This is a genomic window from Thermococcus eurythermalis, from assembly GCF_000769655.1.
Classification (GTDB): Archaea; Methanobacteriota_B; Thermococci; order Thermococcales; family Thermococcaceae; genus Thermococcus; species Thermococcus eurythermalis.
Genome location: NZ_CP008887.1, coordinates 872,069 through 890,634, shown reverse-complemented (window position 1 = coordinate 890,634; position 18,566 = coordinate 872,069). Strand labels below are relative to the sequence as shown.

The 18,566-nt window shown below is 55.0% G+C and carries 17 protein-coding genes and 1 pseudogene; 3 read left to right on the top strand and 15 right to left on the bottom strand.

The window, feature by feature from the left end; translation table 11 throughout:
• Nucleotides 1–26: 26 nt before the first annotated feature.
• The 9 genes from TEU_RS04695 to TEU_RS04650 all read right to left on the bottom strand — a co-directional run bounded on the left by TEU_RS04695 (nt 27) and on the right by TEU_RS04650 (nt 11,861).
• Nucleotides 27–1,028: a homoserine dehydrogenase gene (locus tag TEU_RS04695; protein WP_050002680.1), complete on the bottom strand. Its 1,002-nt coding sequence runs from the start codon at nt 1,026–1,028 to the stop codon at nt 27–29.
• A 36-nt stretch (nt 1,029–1,064) separates the two neighbouring features.
• The gene (locus TEU_RS04690; RefSeq protein ID WP_050002679.1) at nt 1,065–1,907 is read right to left on the bottom strand and encodes a CBS domain-containing protein; all 843 of its coding nucleotides are present in this window, start codon (nt 1,905–1,907) and stop codon (nt 1,065–1,067) included.
• 347 nt (nt 1,908–2,254) lie between these two features.
• Entirely contained in the window at nt 2,255–3,394 is a 1,140-nt protein-coding gene (locus TEU_RS04685) for a sodium ion-translocating decarboxylase subunit beta (protein ID WP_050002678.1), read from the bottom strand.
• A 6-nt stretch (nt 3,395–3,400) separates the two neighbouring features.
• Nucleotides 3,401–3,859 carry an acetyl-CoA carboxylase biotin carboxyl carrier protein subunit gene (locus TEU_RS04680; protein WP_050002677.1) on the bottom strand — a complete coding sequence of 153 codons (459 nt, stop codon included), beginning with the start codon at nt 3,857–3,859 and terminating at the stop codon, nt 3,401–3,403.
• Nucleotides 3,860–3,861: 2 nt separating this feature from the next.
• Nucleotides 3,862–4,245, bottom strand: coding sequence for an OadG family protein (locus TEU_RS04675; protein WP_050002676.1), 384 nt, complete (start codon nt 4,243–4,245; stop codon nt 3,862–3,864).
• A 9-nt stretch (nt 4,246–4,254) separates the two neighbouring features.
• Entirely contained in the window at nt 4,255–5,823 is a 1,569-nt protein-coding gene (locus TEU_RS04670) for a carboxyl transferase domain-containing protein (protein WP_050002675.1), read from the bottom strand.
• A 122-nt stretch (nt 5,824–5,945) separates the two neighbouring features.
• The gene (locus TEU_RS04665) at nt 5,946–6,374 is read right to left on the bottom strand and encodes a translation initiation factor IF-2 subunit beta (protein WP_050002674.1); all 429 of its coding nucleotides are present in this window, start codon (nt 6,372–6,374) and stop codon (nt 5,946–5,948) included.
• A gap of 46 nt (nt 6,375–6,420) precedes the next feature.
• The gene (locus tag TEU_RS11485; protein WP_081947202.1) at nt 6,421–11,367 is read right to left on the bottom strand and encodes an LAGLIDADG family homing endonuclease; all 4,947 of its coding nucleotides are present in this window, start codon (nt 11,365–11,367) and stop codon (nt 6,421–6,423) included.
• The gene (locus TEU_RS04650) at nt 11,367–11,861 is read right to left on the bottom strand and encodes a hypothetical protein (protein WP_050002673.1); all 495 of its coding nucleotides are present in this window, start codon (nt 11,859–11,861) and stop codon (nt 11,367–11,369) included. Before TEU_RS04650 ends, TEU_RS11485 begins: the two co-directional genes overlap by 1 nt.
• 190 nt (nt 11,862–12,051) lie before the next feature.
• On the opposite strand from TEU_RS04650, the gene TEU_RS04645 reads away from it, so the two are divergent.
• Both TEU_RS04645 and TEU_RS04640 read left to right on the top strand, forming a co-directional pair.
• Nucleotides 12,052–12,564: a metallophosphoesterase gene (locus TEU_RS04645; protein ID WP_050002672.1), complete on the top strand. Its 513-nt coding sequence runs from the start codon at nt 12,052–12,054 to the stop codon at nt 12,562–12,564.
• Nucleotides 12,565–12,577: 13 nt separating this feature from the next.
• The gene (locus tag TEU_RS04640; RefSeq protein WP_050002671.1) at nt 12,578–13,420 is read left to right on the top strand and encodes a hypothetical protein; all 843 of its coding nucleotides are present in this window, start codon (nt 12,578–12,580) and stop codon (nt 13,418–13,420) included.
• On the opposite strand, the gene TEU_RS04635 is transcribed toward TEU_RS04640, so the two are convergent.
• Nucleotides 13,401–13,991, bottom strand: coding sequence for a hypothetical protein (locus TEU_RS04635; RefSeq protein WP_050002670.1), 591 nt, complete (start codon nt 13,989–13,991; stop codon nt 13,401–13,403). The two genes, TEU_RS04640 and TEU_RS04635, sit on opposite strands and share 20 nt — an antisense overlap.
• A gap of 90 nt (nt 13,992–14,081) precedes the next feature.
• Between TEU_RS04635 and rtcA the strand changes: the two genes are divergently transcribed.
• Nucleotides 14,082–15,110, top strand: coding sequence for an RNA 3'-terminal phosphate cyclase (gene rtcA / locus TEU_RS04630; RefSeq protein ID WP_050002669.1), 1,029 nt, complete (start codon nt 14,082–14,084; stop codon nt 15,108–15,110).
• Here rtcA and TEU_RS04625 read toward each other — a convergent pair.
• The 5 genes and pseudogenes from TEU_RS04625 to TEU_RS11875 form a co-directional block, all read right to left on the bottom strand.
• Nucleotides 15,107–15,955, bottom strand: a complete 849-nt coding sequence (locus tag TEU_RS04625; protein ID WP_050002668.1) for a TatD family hydrolase — start codon at nt 15,953–15,955, stop codon at nt 15,107–15,109. The genes rtcA and TEU_RS04625 overlap by 4 nt on opposite strands.
• 9 nt (nt 15,956–15,964) lie before the next feature.
• Nucleotides 15,965–16,279 (bottom strand): tRNA-binding protein Pbp11, encoded by a 315-nt coding sequence (gene pbp11, locus TEU_RS04620; RefSeq protein ID WP_227738771.1) that lies wholly within the window; start codon nt 16,277–16,279, stop codon nt 15,965–15,967.
• Nucleotides 16,276–16,980 carry a DUF257 family protein gene (locus tag TEU_RS04615; protein WP_050002667.1) on the bottom strand — a complete coding sequence of 235 codons (705 nt, stop codon included), beginning with the start codon at nt 16,978–16,980 and terminating at the stop codon, nt 16,276–16,278. Before TEU_RS04615 ends, pbp11 begins: the two co-directional genes overlap by 4 nt.
• Nucleotides 16,980–17,651, bottom strand: a complete 672-nt coding sequence (locus TEU_RS04610; protein WP_050002666.1) for a DUF257 family protein — start codon at nt 17,649–17,651, stop codon at nt 16,980–16,982. Before TEU_RS04610 ends, TEU_RS04615 begins: the two co-directional genes overlap by 1 nt.
• A 98-nt stretch (nt 17,652–17,749) precedes the next feature.
• Nucleotides 17,750–18,501, bottom strand: a pseudogene (locus TEU_RS11875) (nickel-dependent hydrogenase large subunit); the annotation flags it as partial.
• Nucleotides 18,502–18,566: the final 65 nt, after the last annotated feature.

Sequence of the window (18,566 nt, the reverse complement as noted above, 5' to 3'; positions counted from 1 at the left end):
CGAAGGAGGGAATAAAAAGGTTTGGCCTACTCTCTAAGCCTCAGCGACGCCTTCACCAGATCGCTGACAACTCCGCTCGCGGTCTCCTTCAGCCCGGCGCCGGCCCCTTTAATGAGGAGCTCGCCGAGGAGGTCGCTCTCAACCACTGCAACGTTCTCGTTGCTTGAAACTGCCAATGGCCCAGATACCTCCTCAGGGGCGACCCTCACGTTCCCATCTTCCACGGTCGCGACGAGCCGAATCCTCTTCCCCTTCGAGAGGGCCCTCTTAACCTCATCAACCGTGACCTCAGCAATACCTTTCACTGAAATCTCATCAAAGGTAATCGGCTTGAAGGCCACGCAGTGAAGAATCGTGGCCTTGTAGCCCGCGTCAATTCCAAGAACGTCTCCACTCGGGTCCCTCTCGGCTATTCCCAGCTCCTGGGCCTGCTTCACGGCACCATCGAAGTCAATCCCCTGCTCCATTCTGCTGAGTATGAAAGTTGTCGTCGCGTTCAGAACTGCCTTAATCCGCTTCATCGAGTCGCCGAGCAGGTTCTCGCGGAGGAGCCCGATGACCGGCGTCCCGGCCATCACTGTCGCCTCAAAGAGATAGGGAAGGCCCTTTCTCTCGGCCTCGCCGATGAGCTCCGCGTAGTGGAATGCCAGCGGCGGCTTGTTGCTCGTAACGACCGCCTTACCCTCGTTGAGTGCTTTCATGTGCCACTCGTAGGCGCCCCTGTCGTTCGTCACATCTATCACAACGTCCGCCTCAACTTCTTTCACGATCTCGGCAGGGGAAAAGCTGTAGACCTCGTAGTCGTTCGTCCAGGCGGAAAGCTTTCCAAAGGTCTCCTTGACGAGGAGGGCCTCCCTAAGGTCTATACCTTCAGGAAGCCACACTGTCCCGGTCGTATCTGCTATGCTCACGACCCTGAACTCCACCCCGTATTTTTCCCTGAAGAAGCGCTCCTTTTCGAGGAGAACGCGGGCAACGGCCCTCCCAACGTTACCAAAGCCGAAAAGCTGAACCTTGACCTCCCGCATGCCACCACCAGAAGAAAGGGGGAGAAAGGCCTTAAATCACTTGTTGAGGATAACCTTGATTATGTCCATATCCCTTACGATGCCGACGAGGTCCCCCTCACCCTTTATCACCGGCAGCTGCTCGATGTGGTACTTCACCATCTTCTGGGCAACGTCGTAGACGCTCATGTGGGGCGTTGCAACGATAAGGTCTGTGTTCATGATGTCCCTGACGGGCTTCTTGGGAAGCTGGAGCTCGGCCTTCTCAAAGAGGAGCGTTGGGTGGCTCTCAAGAATCCAGTCTTCCTCGCTTGAGACTGCCAGATCCGTACTCTTCATGACCCTTATGACCTCGCTGTCCTTGAGGATATCGGTTTCGTCCACCATGCCAACAAGGTTTCCGTCGTCGTCTATGACAGGGATTGCCATCGCGTTGCACAGGAGGAGCGCTTTGAGCGCGGCCTTCAGTGGGGTGCCCTGCCACACAACACCGACGTTCCTCTGGTAGTATGGCTCAATCGTTACGTCCCTGAGCTTCTCGTTCTTTGCCAAGTAGCGCCTCACAATATCGCCAACGGTGAGTATGCCAACGACCTTTCCCTCATCGTCCACGACGACAACGCGGCGGTATTCCATCTCAAGCATCTTCCTGACGGCCTTCTTCAGGTCGTCGTCCGGCCTGACAACGGGGACTTCTCTACGTATGAGCATGGCGAGCTGATCCTCGTCAGGGTGGAGGAGGACACGTTTGATGCTTATTATCCCAACAAGATTTCCTTCTTTGTTTACAACAGGGAACGCCCTTACGTTGTGTTTTCTGAAGAGCTCAAGGGCGTACTCCCTCGTGGCGGGGAGCTGTATGACCACCGGGTCTTTGGTCATCAAGGTTTTCACACGCATTTCCTTCACCACCGCTTTACATTAAGGCGCCCTACTCCTATTTTAAGCTTTTCATTATTGCATAGGACTCAAATACCTAGCAATTGAAAACGGTTCAAAAGGTTCTTCAAGTTCGTCTCAACCATACGCGACCACGCAATACTGGCCGGTTTGATAGTCCTGATAGCCACGACTCCTGACGGGTGGAAAAAGGCGAGTGGGCGGCACTGACTAGAGAACTAACAGTAATCTAACGGTAGAGGCCACTGCTTTTCTCTTTTCGGGCCATTCATGACGATGAGAAAGTCCAATTCGTTCTATCTTAGCCCAGCTACCAAAAGCAAGAGGGTAAGATTAAAAAGAGGGCATCAGCCCAGCAGGGCGAGGAAAACGCCCGCGACGACGGCAGTTCCTATAACTCCTGCCACGTTCGGCCCCATCGCGTGCATGAGGATGAAGTTTCCTGGGTCTTCCTCGCTCGCTATTCTCTGGACGACCCTGGCCGACATCGGAACCGCCGAAACTCCAGCCGCTCCTATCATAGGATTTATCCTGCCTCCCGAGAGCTTCATCATGAGCTTCCCAAAGAGCACTCCTCCAGCTGTTGCGCTGGCGAAGGCGACGACACCGAGGGCGAGTATCTTGAGGGTCTCAGGGGTCAGGAAGCTCTCAGCCCTCATGGTGGAGCCGACACCGAGGCCGAGGAAGATGGTGACGATGTTCATGAGCTCTTCCTGAGCCGCCTTCGTGAGCCTCGGCACGACACCGCTCTCGCGGAAGAGGTTGCCCATCATGAGCATTCCGATAAGGGGCGCTGCGCTGGGGACGAGAAGGCCGATGACAATCATGCTGACAATCGGGAAGAGAATCTTCTCCCTTTTTGACACAGGCCTGAGCTGCTCCATCCTGATTTTCCTTTCCTCTGGGGTCGTTAGGGCCTTGATAATCGGCGGCTGAATCAGCGGGACGAGGCTCATATAGCTGTAAGCGGCGACGGCGGTGGCGGCGAGGATTTCTGGAGCGAGCTTTGTGGTCAAGTATATCGTCGTCGGCCCGTCGGCACCGCCGATGATTCCTATCGAGGCCGCCTGGTGGAGGTTGAAGCCGAGGGCAAGAGCCGTGAGCATCGCTATGAACACACCAATCTGCGCCGCCGCGCCGAGTAGGGCAGTCTTGGGGTCGGCGATGAGAGGTCCGAAGTCGGTCATTGCACCTAGACCGAAGAATATGAGGAGCGGCACTATCTCCGTTTTGATGAGATAGTGATAGACTATGTCAAGCAGTCCCGGGTGTTCGCAGAGGCCCCCAATGGTCGAACAGTTCGCTATACCGTTGAGGGGGAGGTTGACGAGCACGGCCGTAACGCCTATCGGAAGGAGGAGCAGGGGCTCCATCTCGTAGCGTATCGCGAGGTAGACGAGCGTCAGGCCCACTGCAATCATGATGAGGTTCCCTACCGTGAGGTGGAGCAGGCCCATGGTGTTGATGAAGTCCACGAAGCTTGTCATGTTCCATCACCCAAGCTCTATCAGTGGGTCGCCGGTGTTTACGGCGTCGCCTTCTTTTACGTAGATTTTCTTTACGACGCCGTCTTTTGGTGCTGGAATCTCGTTCTCCATCTTCATGGCCTCAAGCACGAGCAGTCCCTGACCAGTCTTAACCTGCTCGCCCTCCCTGATGAGTATCCTAACAACCTTGCCAGGCATCGGGGCCGTAACAGTATTCGGCGAAGCCTGCGCAGGGGCCGGCGAAGGGGCGCTTGGAACTGGTGTTGGGGCAGGCGCTGGAGCAGGCGCAGGAACAGGAGCCGGAGCACTTGCAGGCGCTTCAGGAAGGCTCGGAAGCGGTATCCCCAGCCCCTCTGCCTTGACCTCGTAGCTTTTGCCATCGAAGCTGACCCTGAACTTTCCACCACCGAGCTCCTCAACCTCGACCTCGTATTCCCTACCCTCAACGATGACCTTAACCTTCATCTTCACCACTTCCTGAGTTCGTAGTTGAAGTTCTCAACTTCATTCATGTAGGTCTGGACGCCGTAAAGGCGCCAGGCATCGGAGACCTTCCTCCTAAACGGGACGGGTCTGGCGACTTCCGCCTTCTTCGCGATGTAGGCCAAAATTGAGGCAGTAATAATGGCCAAATCCCTCGGGGGGATTTCCTCATTCGGAGCCCCAGTCTCTTTCTTCTCCTCAACGGGTGCCTCCTTAGCTTCGCTCTTGGGTTTGCCCTCTGCTTTCCTTGTCATTCCACGCTCGAAGGCGCCTATGGCGTACATGACGATGGCGAGTATGCTCAGTATCGCGAAGACTATCGTGACGCCGATTACAGTAATCCATCCGCCTTCGGCAAACTGGCTCATGCTTTCACCTCACAGCGGTATGTTGCCGTGCTTCTTCGGCGGGAGCTTGACGCGCTTGCTCTCAAGGGCTTCGAGCGCCATAATCACCTTCGCCCTCGTCTCTGCAGGGTCGATGACGTCGTCGATGTAACCTCTCGCGGCCGCGACGTACGGGTTGGCGAACTTCTCGCGGTATTCGGCTATCTTCTGCCCTCTAATTTCCTCAGGGTTCTCCGCCTGGGCGATTTCCTTCCTGAATATGATGTTCGCCGCTCCCTCAGGACCCATAACGGCTATTTCCGCAATGGGCCAGGCGAAGACGAAGTCGGCACCGAGGTGCTTGCTTCCCATAGCGAGGTAGGCACCACCGTAGGCCTTCCTCAGAATCACGGTTACCATCGGGACGGTCGCCTCTGCGTAGGCGTAGAGAACCTTCGCGCCGTGCCTGATTATTCCCCTGCTCTCCTGGTCAACGCCCGGTAAATAGCCGGGAACGTCCACGAGGGTAACTATCGGGATGTTGAAGGCGTCACAGGTTCTAACGAAGCGCGCTATCTTGTCGCTTGAGTCTATGTCGAGAACGCCTGCGAAGTACTTGGGGTTGTTGGCGACTATACCGACGGTCTGGCCGTTCATCCTTCCAAAGCCGACGACGGCGTTCGGGGCGAAGTAGGGCAGAATCTCCAGGAAGTCCGGGTTGCCGTTCTCGTCGCGGTCAACTATCTCGTAGATGACCTCCCTGACGTCGTAGGGCTTGTTCGGGTCGTCCGGGACAATCTCGTAGAGCCTCTCGCTCTTCCTGAAGGGCGGGTCGTTCCTCTTGACGCGCGGGGGCTTCTCCATGTTGTTCGACGGTAGGTAGCTCACGAGGCGCCTTATTAGCGCCAAGACTTCCTCGTCGCTCTTCCCTATGAGGTGGGCCTGCCCGGCCTTCTGAGCGTGAACCATCGCTCCGCCGAGCTGGGTCGGTGTAACCTCGACACCGGTGACGGCCTTAACGACCTGCGGGCCGGTGATGAACATGAAGCTCGCCGGGTTGTCCACCATGAGGATGAAGTCTCCTATCGCCGGGCTGTAAACGGCTCCACCGGCGCAGGGGCCCATTATCGCGGTGATCTGCGGAACAACACCGCTGAGAATCGTGTTCATCTTGAAGATATCACCGTAGCCCTTGAGGGAGTCAACGCCCTCCTGGATTCTGGCACCGCCGGAGTCGTTGAGGCCTATAACCGGCGCCCCTGCTTCAAGGGCCAGCTCCATAACGCGTTTAATCTTCATCGCGTGCATCTCGCCGAGGGAACCGCCCATGACGGTGAAGTCCTGGGCGTAGACGAAGACGAGCCTTCCATCGATAGTTCCATAGCCAGTGATGACACCGTCGGCGGGGAGTTCCTTTTTGTCGAGGCCAAACTCCGTTCCGCGGTGCTTGACGAACATTCCTATTTCCACGAAGCTTCCGGGGTCGAGGAGCTTCTCAATCCTCTCGCGGGCGGTGAGCTTGCCCTTGGCGTGCTGTTTTTCTACCGCCTTTTCACCGCCCATTGCGAGAATTTTTTCCTTCCTCTCATAGAGTTCTTTGAGCTTTTCCTCCATGCTCATAAGAGTAACCCCCTTGAGTTCTCGGGGGTTGTAATTTGTAAAGTTTAAAAGGATTTTTGAGAGAATAGTTTCATTCAAAAATGGATAATTTATCCACAACTGGAGAAAAAAGAATAAGGGCCTCAGAGGTGCTGGATAGGCGTCTCGGCACCACATGCTTCACACTTGAGGAAGTGGAAGCGGCCCTTCTTGAGTATCTTGGTGTCAGGCGAGCCACAGACAGGACAGATGACGTACTCCTTGAGGTACTTCTTCATCTTGTTGCCTATGAGGTACGGTGTAAAGCGCCCCTGGAGGATTACGCGCCTGCCCTCGAGGGTTCCAGCCGTAGCCACCTCGCGCAGAATGAACTTGAGCAGGTGGTTCGGGTCGCGGTTCATCGCTTCCGCTATGTCAACGAAGTTCTCAATGATGGTTCTGTTACCGGCAATCGTGACAACTGCCGCAGGCACCTCGAAACGGGACTTGTGGGACTTTATGTTCTCGGGCAACTCCTCATAAGCCTTATCGAGGAGCTTCTCAAAGTCGTAAAAGTCAATGTTCTCACTCATTTTCTCACCCCCTCATGGGTTTTTTACTTTCGCTTTATAACCTTTGTTAGAGCACCTTGTAGAACCCCGCCCTCGGCTCATAGATTCTGCCATCTGCCTTGAGCTCCTCGATTATCTTCTCAACCTCGCGCTTGTTCCCGACCCCTGCCTGCTTCGCCGCCTCGATTACCTTATCGGCCGGAGCGCCGTAGTCGCCCTCGCTTTCGAGGTTCTTGATTATATCGACCAGCTTCTCTATCTTGTTGAGCTTCTTCGAGCTCTTTCCTACCTCCAGTATCGAGACGTCGATGTTGCCCTCCTCATCAACGGCTATTGTCCTCATCATTGCCTCGATGAGCTCTATCGCCGCCCTCGCGTCCTCCCTCGTTACCGTCTCGCTCAATCTCATCCTCGCGTGGGCCTCGCTCAGTCTGATAAGGGCCTCAAGCTGTCTCGCCGTGATTGGAATCGGCTGGACGCCCTCTTCGTCGCCCCTCCTGAGTCCCTTTCTCATCTTGACGTAGTATCGCTTGATTTCTTCCATGGCTTCCTTGCTGAGGACGGGGTGGACGTTCTTCCTCGCGTAGGCTATGTACTTCTTGAGCAGGTCGTAGGGTATCTTTGGAGTGACAACTTCTGCCTCACCCCTCCTCACCTTAAGGATGTGCTCTGCTATGCTCGCGTCTATCTTCTCGTCGGGCTCGTCAAGGAGCAGGAATATCAGGTCAAAACGGCTCAGCAGGGTCGGTGGGAGGTCGAGCTGCTCCGGAAGGCTCTTGTGTCTGTTGAAGCGGCCAAACTTTGGGTTTGCAGCGGCTATGACGGTTGTCCTCGCGTTTAGAGTCGCGGTTATACCAGCTTTGGAGATGCTTATCGTGTTGTGGAGAACCAGCCCGTGGGAAACGAAGAGGTGGTGGGGCTCGACGGTTATGTCGTAGACCCACTCCCAGCCGTCGTTGGAGATTTCTTCAACCCCTGTTACGCCAAGGAAGTTTACGTTGGCGTTTATAAGGTCTTCCACACGTCTTATGGCCCTCTCAATTCTTCCAGCAGCCATCTCCACTTCGTTCTTTACTATTGAGATGGCGAGCGGCTCTCCCCTCGCCACCCGGTGTTCAAGGGTCTGGGGAGTGAGCCCGTACTTGGAGGCGACCCTCGATTTGATGAGATAGTTGAAGGCCTCAAGGGGGTCTTTCTCTGCGATTTCCCTGACGTGCTTGATGTGGCCCTTAAGCCTCTCTATCTCCTCTCTCAGGAGGTTTTCTGAAACGAGGGGTTTTCTCGCGTGGTACCACTTGGAGAGCTTGAAACGCAGTTCTTTTCCTGCGTCCCTTAGAGTCCTCAGGAGCTCCCCTGGGAAGGTTCTCTCCGTGGGAAGGACCTCGTAGCCGGCTGAACCCTTTCTTATTCTCGACACAATACCACGGGAGTAGAGGTAATCCTGTATGAGCCACGCGCTTACAGGGTCTTTAAAGACTCTGCCCTCAGGGGGCTGGAGCTCTACCGGGTACCTGGAGACCCCAAGCACCACATCGTTCACTGTGACCTTCTCGGCCGGTTTCTCCCTTATCTCGCCGTTTTCCCACACCATTATCGGGTGCTCCGGCGTTACTGTTATCTCCCTGCCGTTCGAGAATCTCAGCCTTATGAACTTCTCCGGGGCCTTGTGCCTGCTCACACGGTCCGCCTTGACCTTGACCACTTCCTTCTTCTCAAGGTCGTAGGCGAGCAGCTCTATGTCGTCAACCGGCAGGATTTCGGTGTCCTTGCCGATTATCACCTTATCGCGGTTGGTTTCAATGAGCGAATCCACCAGCTCGCCTATCTTCACCTTCCTGCCGTCAGCTAGGAGGATCTCAAAGTCGTGGTGGTAGCTCTGCTGCTCCAGCGCCTCGTGTATCGCGCTCCTGTCCCTGTCGCTCATCTTGTCGAACTCGTCGATTAACGCGAACCCACCGTCGGCGAGAACAAGAACACCCGCTTCCAGAACCCAAGAGCCTGTGAACTCGTCGCGCACGGCTGCGGCGGTGTTGTGGACGACGAAGCCGTTGGCGATGAAGCTGTGGGAGCCCTCAACCGTGAGGTCGTAGACGTGGTCGTAGGGGGAGCTTATTCTCTCGGTGAGTCTGACCTTTTCCCAGAGGAAGTCCGATGTGGCGAGTGCCTTTAATCTCTCAAGCTTTGCTCTAATCTCCTCTTCTCTCGTGGAATGCTCGCTGAGAAGCCAAATGAGCTGGGAGTACAGGGACTTGTCTTTCCTTTCGATGGCCCTCGCAACCTCGACGAGCAGTCCAAACTTAAGCCGGCGCGGTCTCTTCCTCAGGAACAGCTCGTAGAACTCTTTGTACGTCATTCCCAGCTCTTCCGGTGTTAGTGCTTTCCCTATTGCAACCCTAAGGCTCTCTGGAAGCTCCACAGGGGAGTCCTCTATTTTTGCATTCGAGAGGTTCTCCACGACTCTGAGAAGGCCCCTTCTTGATATGGGCTTTCCTTTTTCCACGAGCGCCCCGAAGTTTGAACCGTATGCCTGTTCGATGCTCAAACCGTAGAAGGTTCTAATCTCCCGTATCAGTTCTCCGACGCCGGGTATTACGTCCACATTGGTGTCGTACTTCTGACCCCTCATCTTTTCGACTAAAGCATCGAGCTTGCTCGCCTTCTCCGGATGCCCAAAGCCAATCTCCGCCGCGAACTTCAGGATGTTCTCGCCGTAGATTTTGAGCTCCCACCTATCGTGTCTCGACGTTATCTCTCTGCCTTTGGACTTTGAGGTGCGACCTGCACGCTTCCGCTTTCTTAAGTGAGCCACTATGCCAAACCTGAGCAGGGCCAGCTGGAGTTTCTTGGCAAGCCTCTCGCTGGTAGTGTCAAGCTCGACGTAGGAAGAGCCCCTTTCCCTTATTACAACGGTGCCGTCGCAGTCAAACAGCCCCCTGATGTACGACGCGAGGACACCCTTCGGGGCGGTAAAGAGCTCGTTTGGTATGTCCAGCCGGTGGGACTTCGGAGATTGCGGAATGCCGAGTTTCTCAAGCAGGTGAGCAATAACCTTCGAGTGGAAGCGCAGTGAGGGGACTCCGTCCTTAACCTGCTCCGTAACATCAACTCCAAAGAGCTCCTTTGCAAGCTCAGTGAACCTGCGTCTCATCTCAGGGTTCTTGTTGGAGAACCTTATCGCGACTCCCCAACCAGCTCTTGAGACATCGCCGTCTCCCGCAACAAGCCCTGCAAAGTAAGCGAGCCTCTCATCGAGGTACTTGGGAATCCTCACCCTTGTTCCCGCTTGGAGTGAGACCGCTTCGACGTTTATTCTCTCCCAGTCCCACTCGGCAAGCTCAACGAGCCTGCGGAGATGCTTCATCCTTATGTTGCCCCTCGCCCCTGGGTTAACCCAGTTGTAGTACAGCATGCCCTCACTGACTCCGAGCCTCTTCGTGAGCTCCCTCTTGGTGATATCGAGCTTTCTAAGGGTCTCCTCGATGAGCTCACCGACCTGCTCCTCAATCCCGTATAGGACAAGGTCATCAAGGTCCTTCAGGAGTTCAAGGACGGGGGTTTGTTTCTCCTCTACGGTTAGCTTCCTCAGCGTCGCAACGTAGTCGCCCTCTTTGAACTCCTTGGCCTCAACCCACTTGAGCTTCCCATCTAGGACAGTCAGGAGCTTTGTTTCCGGAGTTAACACCAGCTCCTTACCGGTTATCGTTTTGATTCTCACGAGTTCTCCCGGTGCTTTGAGCTTCCAGACTCTGCTTAGGGGGGCGCTTGTTACGCTTCCACCCTCAGCAGACAGGCTCGCTCCGAGATACGGCGAGTACTCTGCTCCCTCTGAATACCTAATCGAACCAAGTTCCTTCATCCAGCTTTCAGTTAGCGGGCCTATCTGATGGATACCTGAATCAGATACCACGAGAGAGCCGGGCGCAACGCACAGACCGGCGGCGCTTGAGCTCTTACCGCTCGTATAAATCGCCCTCGGAGCCAAGTTGGCCACGTAGCGGAGGAGCTGACTCTTTGCCACTCCAGGATCTCCAACCAGTAAAACATGGCTCTCACCGCGAAGCTTCGTCCCATCTGGCAAAACCCTCTGGACGCCGCCGAAGAGAGCTAGGGCTATGCCCTTCTTGACCGTCTTGTGGCCCCAGATCGCGGGGGCTATCGAATCCACTATCGCGTCCACGATGTCCTTCCTCTTGGCCAGCTCACGTATCTTCTGCTCGTCCTCGGGGGTAATCTCAAGCTCCTCTATCTCCTTGCTGAGCTGTTCGATGTGGTTGACCTCGAGGACTTTCTTGAAAATCGGCCTCTTGTCCTTCTGCTCGAGGATAACGCGCAGGATTCCGGTTACAAGAACGCGGTCGCCTGGGAGGGCCGTATCAACGAGGTCGTCGAGGAGTATTGCGTCAACAAACCTCGGCATCTGACCTCCCTTGAGGCTCTCGGGCCTGTCCTGGAGGCGGAAGCTCTGGAAGTTTATGAACCGACTCTTCTCGACGTCGAGCTCGACATTTCTTGAGCCACAGGCGTCGCACTTGGCTGGCTTAACAAGGTTCTCGTAGGGCCTCTGGAGGCGAATCATCTCGTTTCCGCAGTCCTTACAGACGAAAACTGCCCTCTGGACGAAGGGCTTGACCTCGCTGACGCGCGTGATGATTCCCTCGACCTGAATCAGCCTGTTTATGTGCTCGCTCCCCAGTTCCTTGACGAGGAGCGTGTGGGGCAGGTTGTAAAAGCGCGCGTGAACCTTCAAATCCCTCTCGACGAGGAGCGGGGGCTCGCGGAGGATAATCTGGATGGCATCTTCACAGCTCGCTATCGCTTCCTCGGGGTTGTTGAGGAGTTCCTCTGCCAGCTCGGGGTCGAAGGAGTTGAGGTGTGCCCAGTCTATGGCCAGAGAGCGCCTCGGTGTGACCGTCAGCAAGTCCTTGAGGCGGTTAATGTAGACTTCATTGCCGTCATCATCAACGTACTCGCGAAGGAACTTTGCAAAGCGTGAAATCATCTCCTCCCTGTCCATCAGGCATCACCGAGCCATTCATTCCTTATTTTGGACATCTGGAGGTAGAGCATTCTCTCCTCAGGTGATAGGCGTGAGAGGAGCTCAAGGCTGTTGGGCCTCAGCATGACCGCTTTGAGTATCTTGTTAAAGCGTATCATCTTCAAGTCCCTCAGCTTCTTCTTGAGGTTGGCGAGCTTCGTGAGCTTGACGTTTATGGTTTCAACGCTCTCGCTAGGGTTGAGGCGGACGTAGTTCTCAAGGTAATACTGGTAGAACTCGGCCCTCTCATAGAGTCCAGCAGGAAGGGCCGTCAGGGGCTCGCTTTCCATCTCTCCGGCGATGGCCTTGTCTATCTCACCGATTATCTTGTCGGTCTCGTCCACAATCTCGACGATACCGGCTTCCCACAGCTCTCTCGCCTTCCAGTCCTCAACCAGGACTATGTCGCCCTGATTCCAGTCCGAAAACGGCTTTAATACCTTGACCGCTATGAGCGCCCTGCCTGTGAACATGCCACCACCTTGAACGACCTAACGGTCTCAAGCTAATAAACCTTGTCGGAACACGTTAGGACGATGTTGAGCGGACCCGTGCCAGTTCTATTTCCACTCGAAGGCATTCATGAATACAAATGGACGCGGGGACGGTTTTGGTCTCGATAACCCTTTAAACTTGAACGGACAGTTGGATACGGTGAGCGTAATGCTGATTGGTATAATGAGTGACACACACGACAACCTCCCGGCTATAAGGAAGGCAGTCGATTTCTTCAACGAGAGGAACGTTGAGCTTGTAGTCCATGCCGGAGACTACGTTGCACCATTTGTTGCAAGGGAGTTGGGAAGGCTCAGGGCCCCGCTCAAGGGGGTTTTCGGCAACAACGACGGCGAGAGAAAAGGCCTATACGAGGCCCTCGGCATATACGATGACATACTCGAAATCGAGGCCGACGGGATGAAGATTGCCGTTACCCACGGAACAGATGAGAGAATCGTCCGCGCGCTGGCGCGCAGCAGGCTCTACGACGTCGTCGTGGTCGGCCACACCCACAGGTACGAGATAAGGGAAGAGGGCAGGACGATAGTCGTAAACCCCGGCGAGGTCTGCGGCTACATAACCGGCATCAAGAGCGTCGCCCTGCTGGACACGAGGAAGAGGGTCGTCGAGATTTTCAACATAGAGACCGGGGAGCTTCTCGGAGCCATGAGCCTCTGATGAGGCAAGGGCCATGGACGATATACTCCTTCCGCGGGAACGCCGGGACGCGGTCGTCTTCATCGGTGTGGATTCCACAGATAACGTTGAGTTCGTCAAGGTGTACGCCGTCAGCGAAGAGACGGCGAAAGAGGCCCTTGAGAAGTTTTTTAACGCCCAGGGCCTCTTTCCTGCCGATTACCGCCTCGTGAGCAGTGGAACTGAGAGCGTCAGGGGCAAAAGCGCCATAACAACCCGGACAGAATTATCACTCAGCTCGGCCCTCGCACGGCTCGGGCTGAAGCTCCTCTCAAACGGCGTCCTCCACCTTGAAGGCAGGGAAACGGTTTACCAGCTCACGCTCGTGAGCGAGTCCCTCTACGAGAAGCTGGTCGTCAGAGGGGGAGAAGCTGAAGAGAATGAAGAGCCGTCCATTGAACTCAACGAAGTCCTCTCGCTCGGTGTAGATGTCCTCGTTGAAAACCTGAGGGGCGTTGACCTTTCTGAGTACCTCCCCCCAAATGCAAAGCTCCTAAGGGAACCGGAGCCCCCAGAGCTCCTCGGTATCATGGAAAATCCAGAGCGAGACTTCCAGCTAATCGTTGAGACGAAGCGCGCCTCAAAATATTTAGGTTTCGACTTCCCCGTTACCTTACGACTCCCCCCGCTCTCGCCGGAGGAGTTCGCGGCGGAGCTCTCAGAAAGAGTTGGGTTCCAGGTAAGTCCATCTCTTTTTAGGAAGTATCCCCCCGAAAAGCTCAGCCTCAGAAACGTCGAGGCCTTGGCAAGGCTCGTTAAGGCCCTGATGGAGAAAAAAGGACTGGACGAAAAAGACGCCCTGCCCTTGGCAGTCCGCCTCAACCTCGGAGAGCTCTGAAGTGCCTGAGCGCCATAGCCCTGAACTCGGGGTTGTGCTTTCCCAACGCCGCGTTTATCAGCGCCTTGAGGTTCTCATCTTCGGCGAGGTAGATTAGCAGGAGTCCCCGGTCGGGGCTGAGTTCGCCGAGAAATCCCGCTTCTCTCAGCAAAGAATCCCTGCTCCCAACGGTCTCTTTCAGCTCCAGAAACCTTTTGAGATAGGGCTCAACTGCCTCCATCCTCGCCTCGAACTCAAGCCAGTCAACCGCCAGTCTCTCCCCGGGAGATACGTAAAGTCCGGGACTTTCCAGGTAGGGCCTTAGCCTATCCCCTAGCTTTGAGCCCAGGAGCTTCGCCCGGAACCGCTCAAGGGCCTCGTAGTCGTTCTGGAGGCGCTTTTTGTCCACCAAGTCGAGAGAGTCGTAGAGTGCTATCCCCGTCAGGTAGCAAAGCGCGGCGAAGGGAACGTCGGGGAGTGTGATGCGGTTCTTTGTTACCCGGACGGATTTCCCAGGTGCTCTCTCCATTCCTTCAAGGAGCATGCCGAGGGGATAGCTCAGGCTTTTCACGCAGAACTCAAGCTCGTCCATACTCTCACCGTTGTAACTTAGGACTTGAGGGTAAAAGCATTTGGGCGAAGCTTTTTAGTCCGTGCCGGGAACTTAGTTCCGGTGAGAGGAATGATAGTCATAGACGGCTCCTACGGCGAGGGCGGTGGTCAGATACTGAGGACGAGCGTGGCCCTCTCGGTGATCACCGGAAAACCTGTCAAGATAATTAAAATCCGCGCCAACAGGCCGAATCCGGGTTTAAGGCCCCAGCATCTACACGGGATTCTAGCCCTAAAGGAGCTGAGCAACGCGAAGGTCAAGGGCGCGGAGGTCGGCTCCACGGCCCTTGAGTTCATACCCGGAAAGGCCGAGCCCAAGCACGTCCGCGTGCCGGTAAAGACCGCCGGGAGCATAACCCTCGCCCTTCAGGCCCTTCTTCCGGCGATGGCATTCACGGGCGGGAGCTTTGAGATAACTGGTGGAACAGACGTCCCCTGGAGCCCGCCGGTGGACTACCTGAAGAACGTGACCCTCTTTGCACTCGAAAAGATGGGTCTGAAGGTCGAGCTCGAGCTAAAGCGCAGGGGGCACTACCCCAAGGGCGGTGGCCTCGTCACTGGAAGGGTCGAGCCCTGGGAGGAGAGGAAGCCCCTCGTGGCGCTTGAGTGGGGAAGAATAGAGCGCTTTGGCGGGATAAGCCACGCCACCAACTTGCCTGCCCACGTTGCTGAGAGGCAGGCTAAGGCTGCCAAAGAGAGGCTGGAGGATCTCTACAGCGCCCCGGCTGAGATAGAGACAGAAGTGTCCCGCTCCCTCGGGCCAGGAAGCGGTATCGTAGTTTGGGCCGAGACGGACTCGCTGAGGCTCGGCGGGGACGCCCTCGGAAAGCGCGGAAAACCTGCGGAGGCCGTTGGCAGGGAAGCGGCTGATGAGCTAATTGAAGCACTGACGCTGAGAAAGGCCGCCGACAAGTTCTTAGGCGACCAGCTGATACCGTTTTTAGCTTTTGCTGGCGGAGAAATCGGTGTTACCGAGATAACCAACCACCTCGTCACGAACGTCTGGGTCGTGGAGCAGTTCTTGGGCAAAACCTTCGAGGTGGAGGGAGAAGTCGGAGAGCCTGGTGTTGTGAAGGTAGTGAGGGGGGTGGAGATTTAGTCCTCCTCCACCTCTACCCCATAGACCTTCCTCGGGTTCTCCACGTGTATCTTGTAAACGTCCTCCTCGGTGAATATGCCGTTCTGAAGGAAGGCCTTCGTCCTCTTTGGCACGGTCTTCGGCCCGAGAACCGCTCCCGGCCTCCGTTTGTCGTCTATGTAGTCCGTCTCCATCATGAAGCGGTTGCCCTGCTTTATGGCTTCCTGGATGTTCTTCCTGCTCGCTATGATGCTTGGGAAGACTCCCACCTCCTCGGCGACCTTCACGAGGGGTGGGGAGAAGTGTTTGACGACGCGGTGGGGCTTTATTCCAACTTCCCTCACGTACTCGCCGAGCTCCCTGAACTTGGCCTCGTCGAAGCTCTCCGTGTGGAGCTGAACCGCGCAGTCGGCTTCCTTCGCTAAGCTCATCCCGTACTTCATCAGCTCGATGCTCGCATCCCAGATTTCCGGCGGAACTTCGTAGTGCGGTCTGCCTATCTCGCCTATGGCTATGGCCTTTCCCTCAAGGCAGAGCCTCTGGGCGTATTCGAGGGCTTTCATGACTTCGTTTCTGGCGTATTCAAGGCCCTTCTGCTCCGCGAGGTAAACGAACTCCGCCGGATGCACACCGACGACGGCGTAGGCCCTAACGGGCGTCTCCTTGTTTATTTTCTCAACCAGTTCGATGTGGAAGTCCATCGCCTTCATGAAGTCCTCCGCATTTAGTCCCGGGAAGCCGTAGTCGTGGGCCGTCTTGTAGACCACGACGAGGTGCGTCCCTCCAGCCCTGTGAAACTGCTTAACCGCCTCGAGGAAGAGGCCTTTGAAGGGGTCAACGTGGAAGTGGTTGTCCCAGATTATCATACCACCACCTCACGACTGGTAGACCTCAAGGACGTCTCCTTTTTTAGCGTTTGTCTTCCCCTCAAGAACAAGCGCGACTCTATCACCGTCAACAGCGAAGTCGACTTTTTTCCTGTCCCTCTGGATTTCTCGGATTATGGCAACGCTTTCCCCCTTGACCTTGTATCCGGGGTACATTATGCCCTCAACCTCTCCAATCAGCATCTCCTTTCCGAGAACGTTGAGGCTTTGCTCGACCCTAAACTTTCCGACAGGGTTTCTGGATACTATTTTGATTTCCTCCGCCTTCCCCTGCCTCCCAAAGAACTTTTTCAGGAAGCTCACTCCCACCACCCAACGACATCCCGAGGGGAGATTAGGAGACGCTGGGTGTTCATCAGCAGAGCCAGACGGGACTTCTTTAGATAGACTCCGATAATCCCAGCTCCCTCATCCACCAGCTCTATGACAGAGGTAGCGAGGTCCTCCAGCATAGGAAGTGGATTAAAGAGTGGGTTTTTGGCCAAAGGCTTTTCCAGGATATAAACGCTCATTCCGTCTTTCTCACCTAATTTCTGCCGTATCGAAGACAAGACAGCGCGGATCATGTGGGGGTTGTTTTGGATGGAGAGAAGCCTTTCCAGGCCGAGCACGAGGTGTATGTATTTCCCGTCTGGGATTATCTTTTGCAACTTTTGGTCGATTTTCCTCTGATAAATCAATGGGTCTGTTTCAAAACGAACCCTCGCGACCACGTTGCCGGCATCTTGGCTTCCACCAACTTTTATGACTTTCATGTCCAGGTCTTCAAAGTTAACTCCCAAGAATCTCAAGTGAGTGAGATACACAGGTAGGGTATCGAAGATATCTTCCACTATCAAGGGAACGCCCCGACGCTTGGAGTACTCCATGAACATGTGAAGGGCAAATTCTACTCCGAGAATGGCACTGTTTTCTATTACTTCAACGTCTCCGGACAGTAAGTAATCAAATATGATGTCAATGTTCTCCTTTGTTATCATAACTCGCCGCTCTAGAGAGTTCATCAGTCCCACCCCCTTATGTCTATCCCAGCTTCCACCCCCATTAAGTGCGGGTTTATACTCTTCAGAACCTGGACGCGGGCACCTGTGTGGTACGGGATGAGTCTTATGACTGTGGTAGCAATCCTTTCGAGCTCTCCTAGAATTTTCACAGGAAGGCTCTCCATGACTTCCTCATTTACTATGTAGAAAGCTTTCCTTTTCTCGTTTCCTAGGAACTTTTGCACGCGGAGCACCATCTGATACACATCGAGGGGACTTTCCATGGATAGAAACAGGTCTTCCAGGCCGAGAACCAGGTTTATTGATGTCGAAGGTATCTCCTGAAAGACTTTAGAGCTTGCTGCAGCATAATTGGCTAGGTATACCCTAGAGTCCGTGTTGAAGGGGACGTTTGCCACAACGTTTCCGACCTTGAATTTTCCACCGGTTTTGAGGACATAAACATTGTCCCTGTTCAGGTCTATCGTTAGGCCAATGCACTCCGCATGGGTGAGTATCTTGTAAAGGGCATCAAAGTCATCATCTATAACCAAGGATATGTTCCGCTCTGAAGTGTGCTCTACAAAGAACCTCAGGAGAAACTCTGGGATATATGAAGTCGAATATTTCACGAGAACAGTCTCCCCTGGAAAGATGGCATCAACTATCTCGGCCACCTTTTTCCATTCCATACCTCTCACCTTGCTATAGAGTTGTCGTGAGCGGATATAAATGTTTTCCAAGAATTTGTAAAAATTTGCAAAATAAAAAATTTGCAAAATATCCCCCATCAAAGCCGTACCAGGTGCACAGAACAGGAGATGCACGGGTCAAAGGCTCTTATAGTCTCCTCAAGGCGATGCATCATGGCCCGCTCATCGACTTCTCCGTAGAGCTTCCTCGCCTCCTCCAGCAGGCTGGCCTCCATCATCGCGTGGTTTAGGGCGGTGGGCGTTATGATGTTTGAGTACGCTATTTTGCCGTCCGAGTCGGTGCGGTAGTGGTGTATGAGGACTCCACTCGGTGCCTCAACGTAGCCGATACCCTCGCCTTCCCTGGGTTCAACGGGGACGTTCTCCCCTTCGATGCCTCTATCCAGGAGAGTCTTCGCTATCTCCTAGCCCGCTCAAGGGCATAGACCAGCTCTATCGCCGGGGCCAGGTTGTTGTAGCTGACGTATCCAGTGGCAAGCTTCTCCCTGTGCTCCTCGAATAGCCTTTTGCTTCAGGGGTGAGCATCTCCGACTTGAGGAGTAGTCTTGCCAGTGAACCGACCATAAAGCACGAGTCGTAGCACCTCCCCCTGGCGGAGCTGTACGCGTCAACCAGCGGTCGCAGACCTCGTAGCAGCGGCACGTCGGACAGACCATGTTGCCGTTGTCGCGGGCAGGCATACCTCGGCGTACTTCTTTCACACCTGGCTGTTGTACGCTAAATCGAGCATGTCGGCGGGGCCTTCCTGCGGGAGCTCCTTCTGGAAGGCTTTCGCGCGCTTCTCCTCGAACTTCTTGAGGTGTCTCAAGCCTTCGTCCCTGACCTCCTCTCCGCCGTGAAAGGCGAAGCTTCTAAACAGATGGTTGCCAACCATTTGTTACAAACTTGTACTTT

Coding starts and splice junctions, on each gene's coding strand:
- TEU_RS04690 (WP_050002679.1), bottom strand. CDS start 1,907: ATGCGTGTGAAAACCTTGATGACCAAAGACCCGGTGGTCATACAGCTC.
- TEU_RS04680 (WP_050002677.1), bottom strand. CDS start 3,859: ATGAAGGTTAAGGTCATCGTTGAGGGTAGGGAATACGAGGTCGAGGTT.
- TEU_RS04695 (WP_050002680.1), bottom strand. CDS start 1,028: ATGCGGGAGGTCAAGGTTCAGCTTTTCGGCTTTGGTAACGTTGGGAGG.
- TEU_RS04665 (WP_050002674.1), bottom strand. CDS start 6,374: ATGAGTGAGAACATTGACTTTTACGACTTTGAGAAGCTCCTCGATAAG.
- TEU_RS04650 (WP_050002673.1), bottom strand. CDS start 11,861: ATGTTCACAGGCAGGGCGCTCATAGCGGTCAAGGTATTAAAGCCGTTT.
- TEU_RS04615 (WP_050002667.1), bottom strand. CDS start 16,980: ATGAACTCTCTAGAGCGGCGAGTTATGATAACAAAGGAGAACATTGAC.
- TEU_RS04610 (WP_050002666.1), bottom strand. CDS start 17,651: ATGGAATGGAAAAAGGTGGCCGAGATAGTTGATGCCATCTTTCCAGGG.
- TEU_RS04675 (WP_050002676.1), bottom strand. CDS start 4,245: ATGAGCCAGTTTGCCGAAGGCGGATGGATTACTGTAATCGGCGTCACG.
- TEU_RS04645 (WP_050002672.1), top strand. CDS start 12,052: ATGCTGATTGGTATAATGAGTGACACACACGACAACCTCCCGGCTATA.
- TEU_RS04635 (WP_050002670.1), bottom strand. CDS start 13,991: ATGGACGAGCTTGAGTTCTGCGTGAAAAGCCTGAGCTATCCCCTCGGC.
- TEU_RS04685 (WP_050002678.1), bottom strand. CDS start 3,394: ATGACAAGCTTCGTGGACTTCATCAACACCATGGGCCTGCTCCACCTC.
- TEU_RS11485 (WP_081947202.1), bottom strand. CDS start 11,367: ATGGACAGGGAGGAGATGATTTCACGCTTTGCAAAGTTCCTTCGCGAG.
- rtcA (WP_050002669.1), top strand. CDS start 14,082: ATGATAGTCATAGACGGCTCCTACGGCGAGGGCGGTGGTCAGATACTG.
- TEU_RS04640 (WP_050002671.1), top strand. CDS start 12,578: ATGGACGATATACTCCTTCCGCGGGAACGCCGGGACGCGGTCGTCTTC.
- TEU_RS04670 (WP_050002675.1), bottom strand. CDS start 5,823: ATGAGCATGGAGGAAAAGCTCAAAGAACTCTATGAGAGGAAGGAAAAA.
- TEU_RS04625 (WP_050002668.1), bottom strand. CDS start 15,955: ATGATAATCTGGGACAACCACTTCCACGTTGACCCCTTCAAAGGCCTC.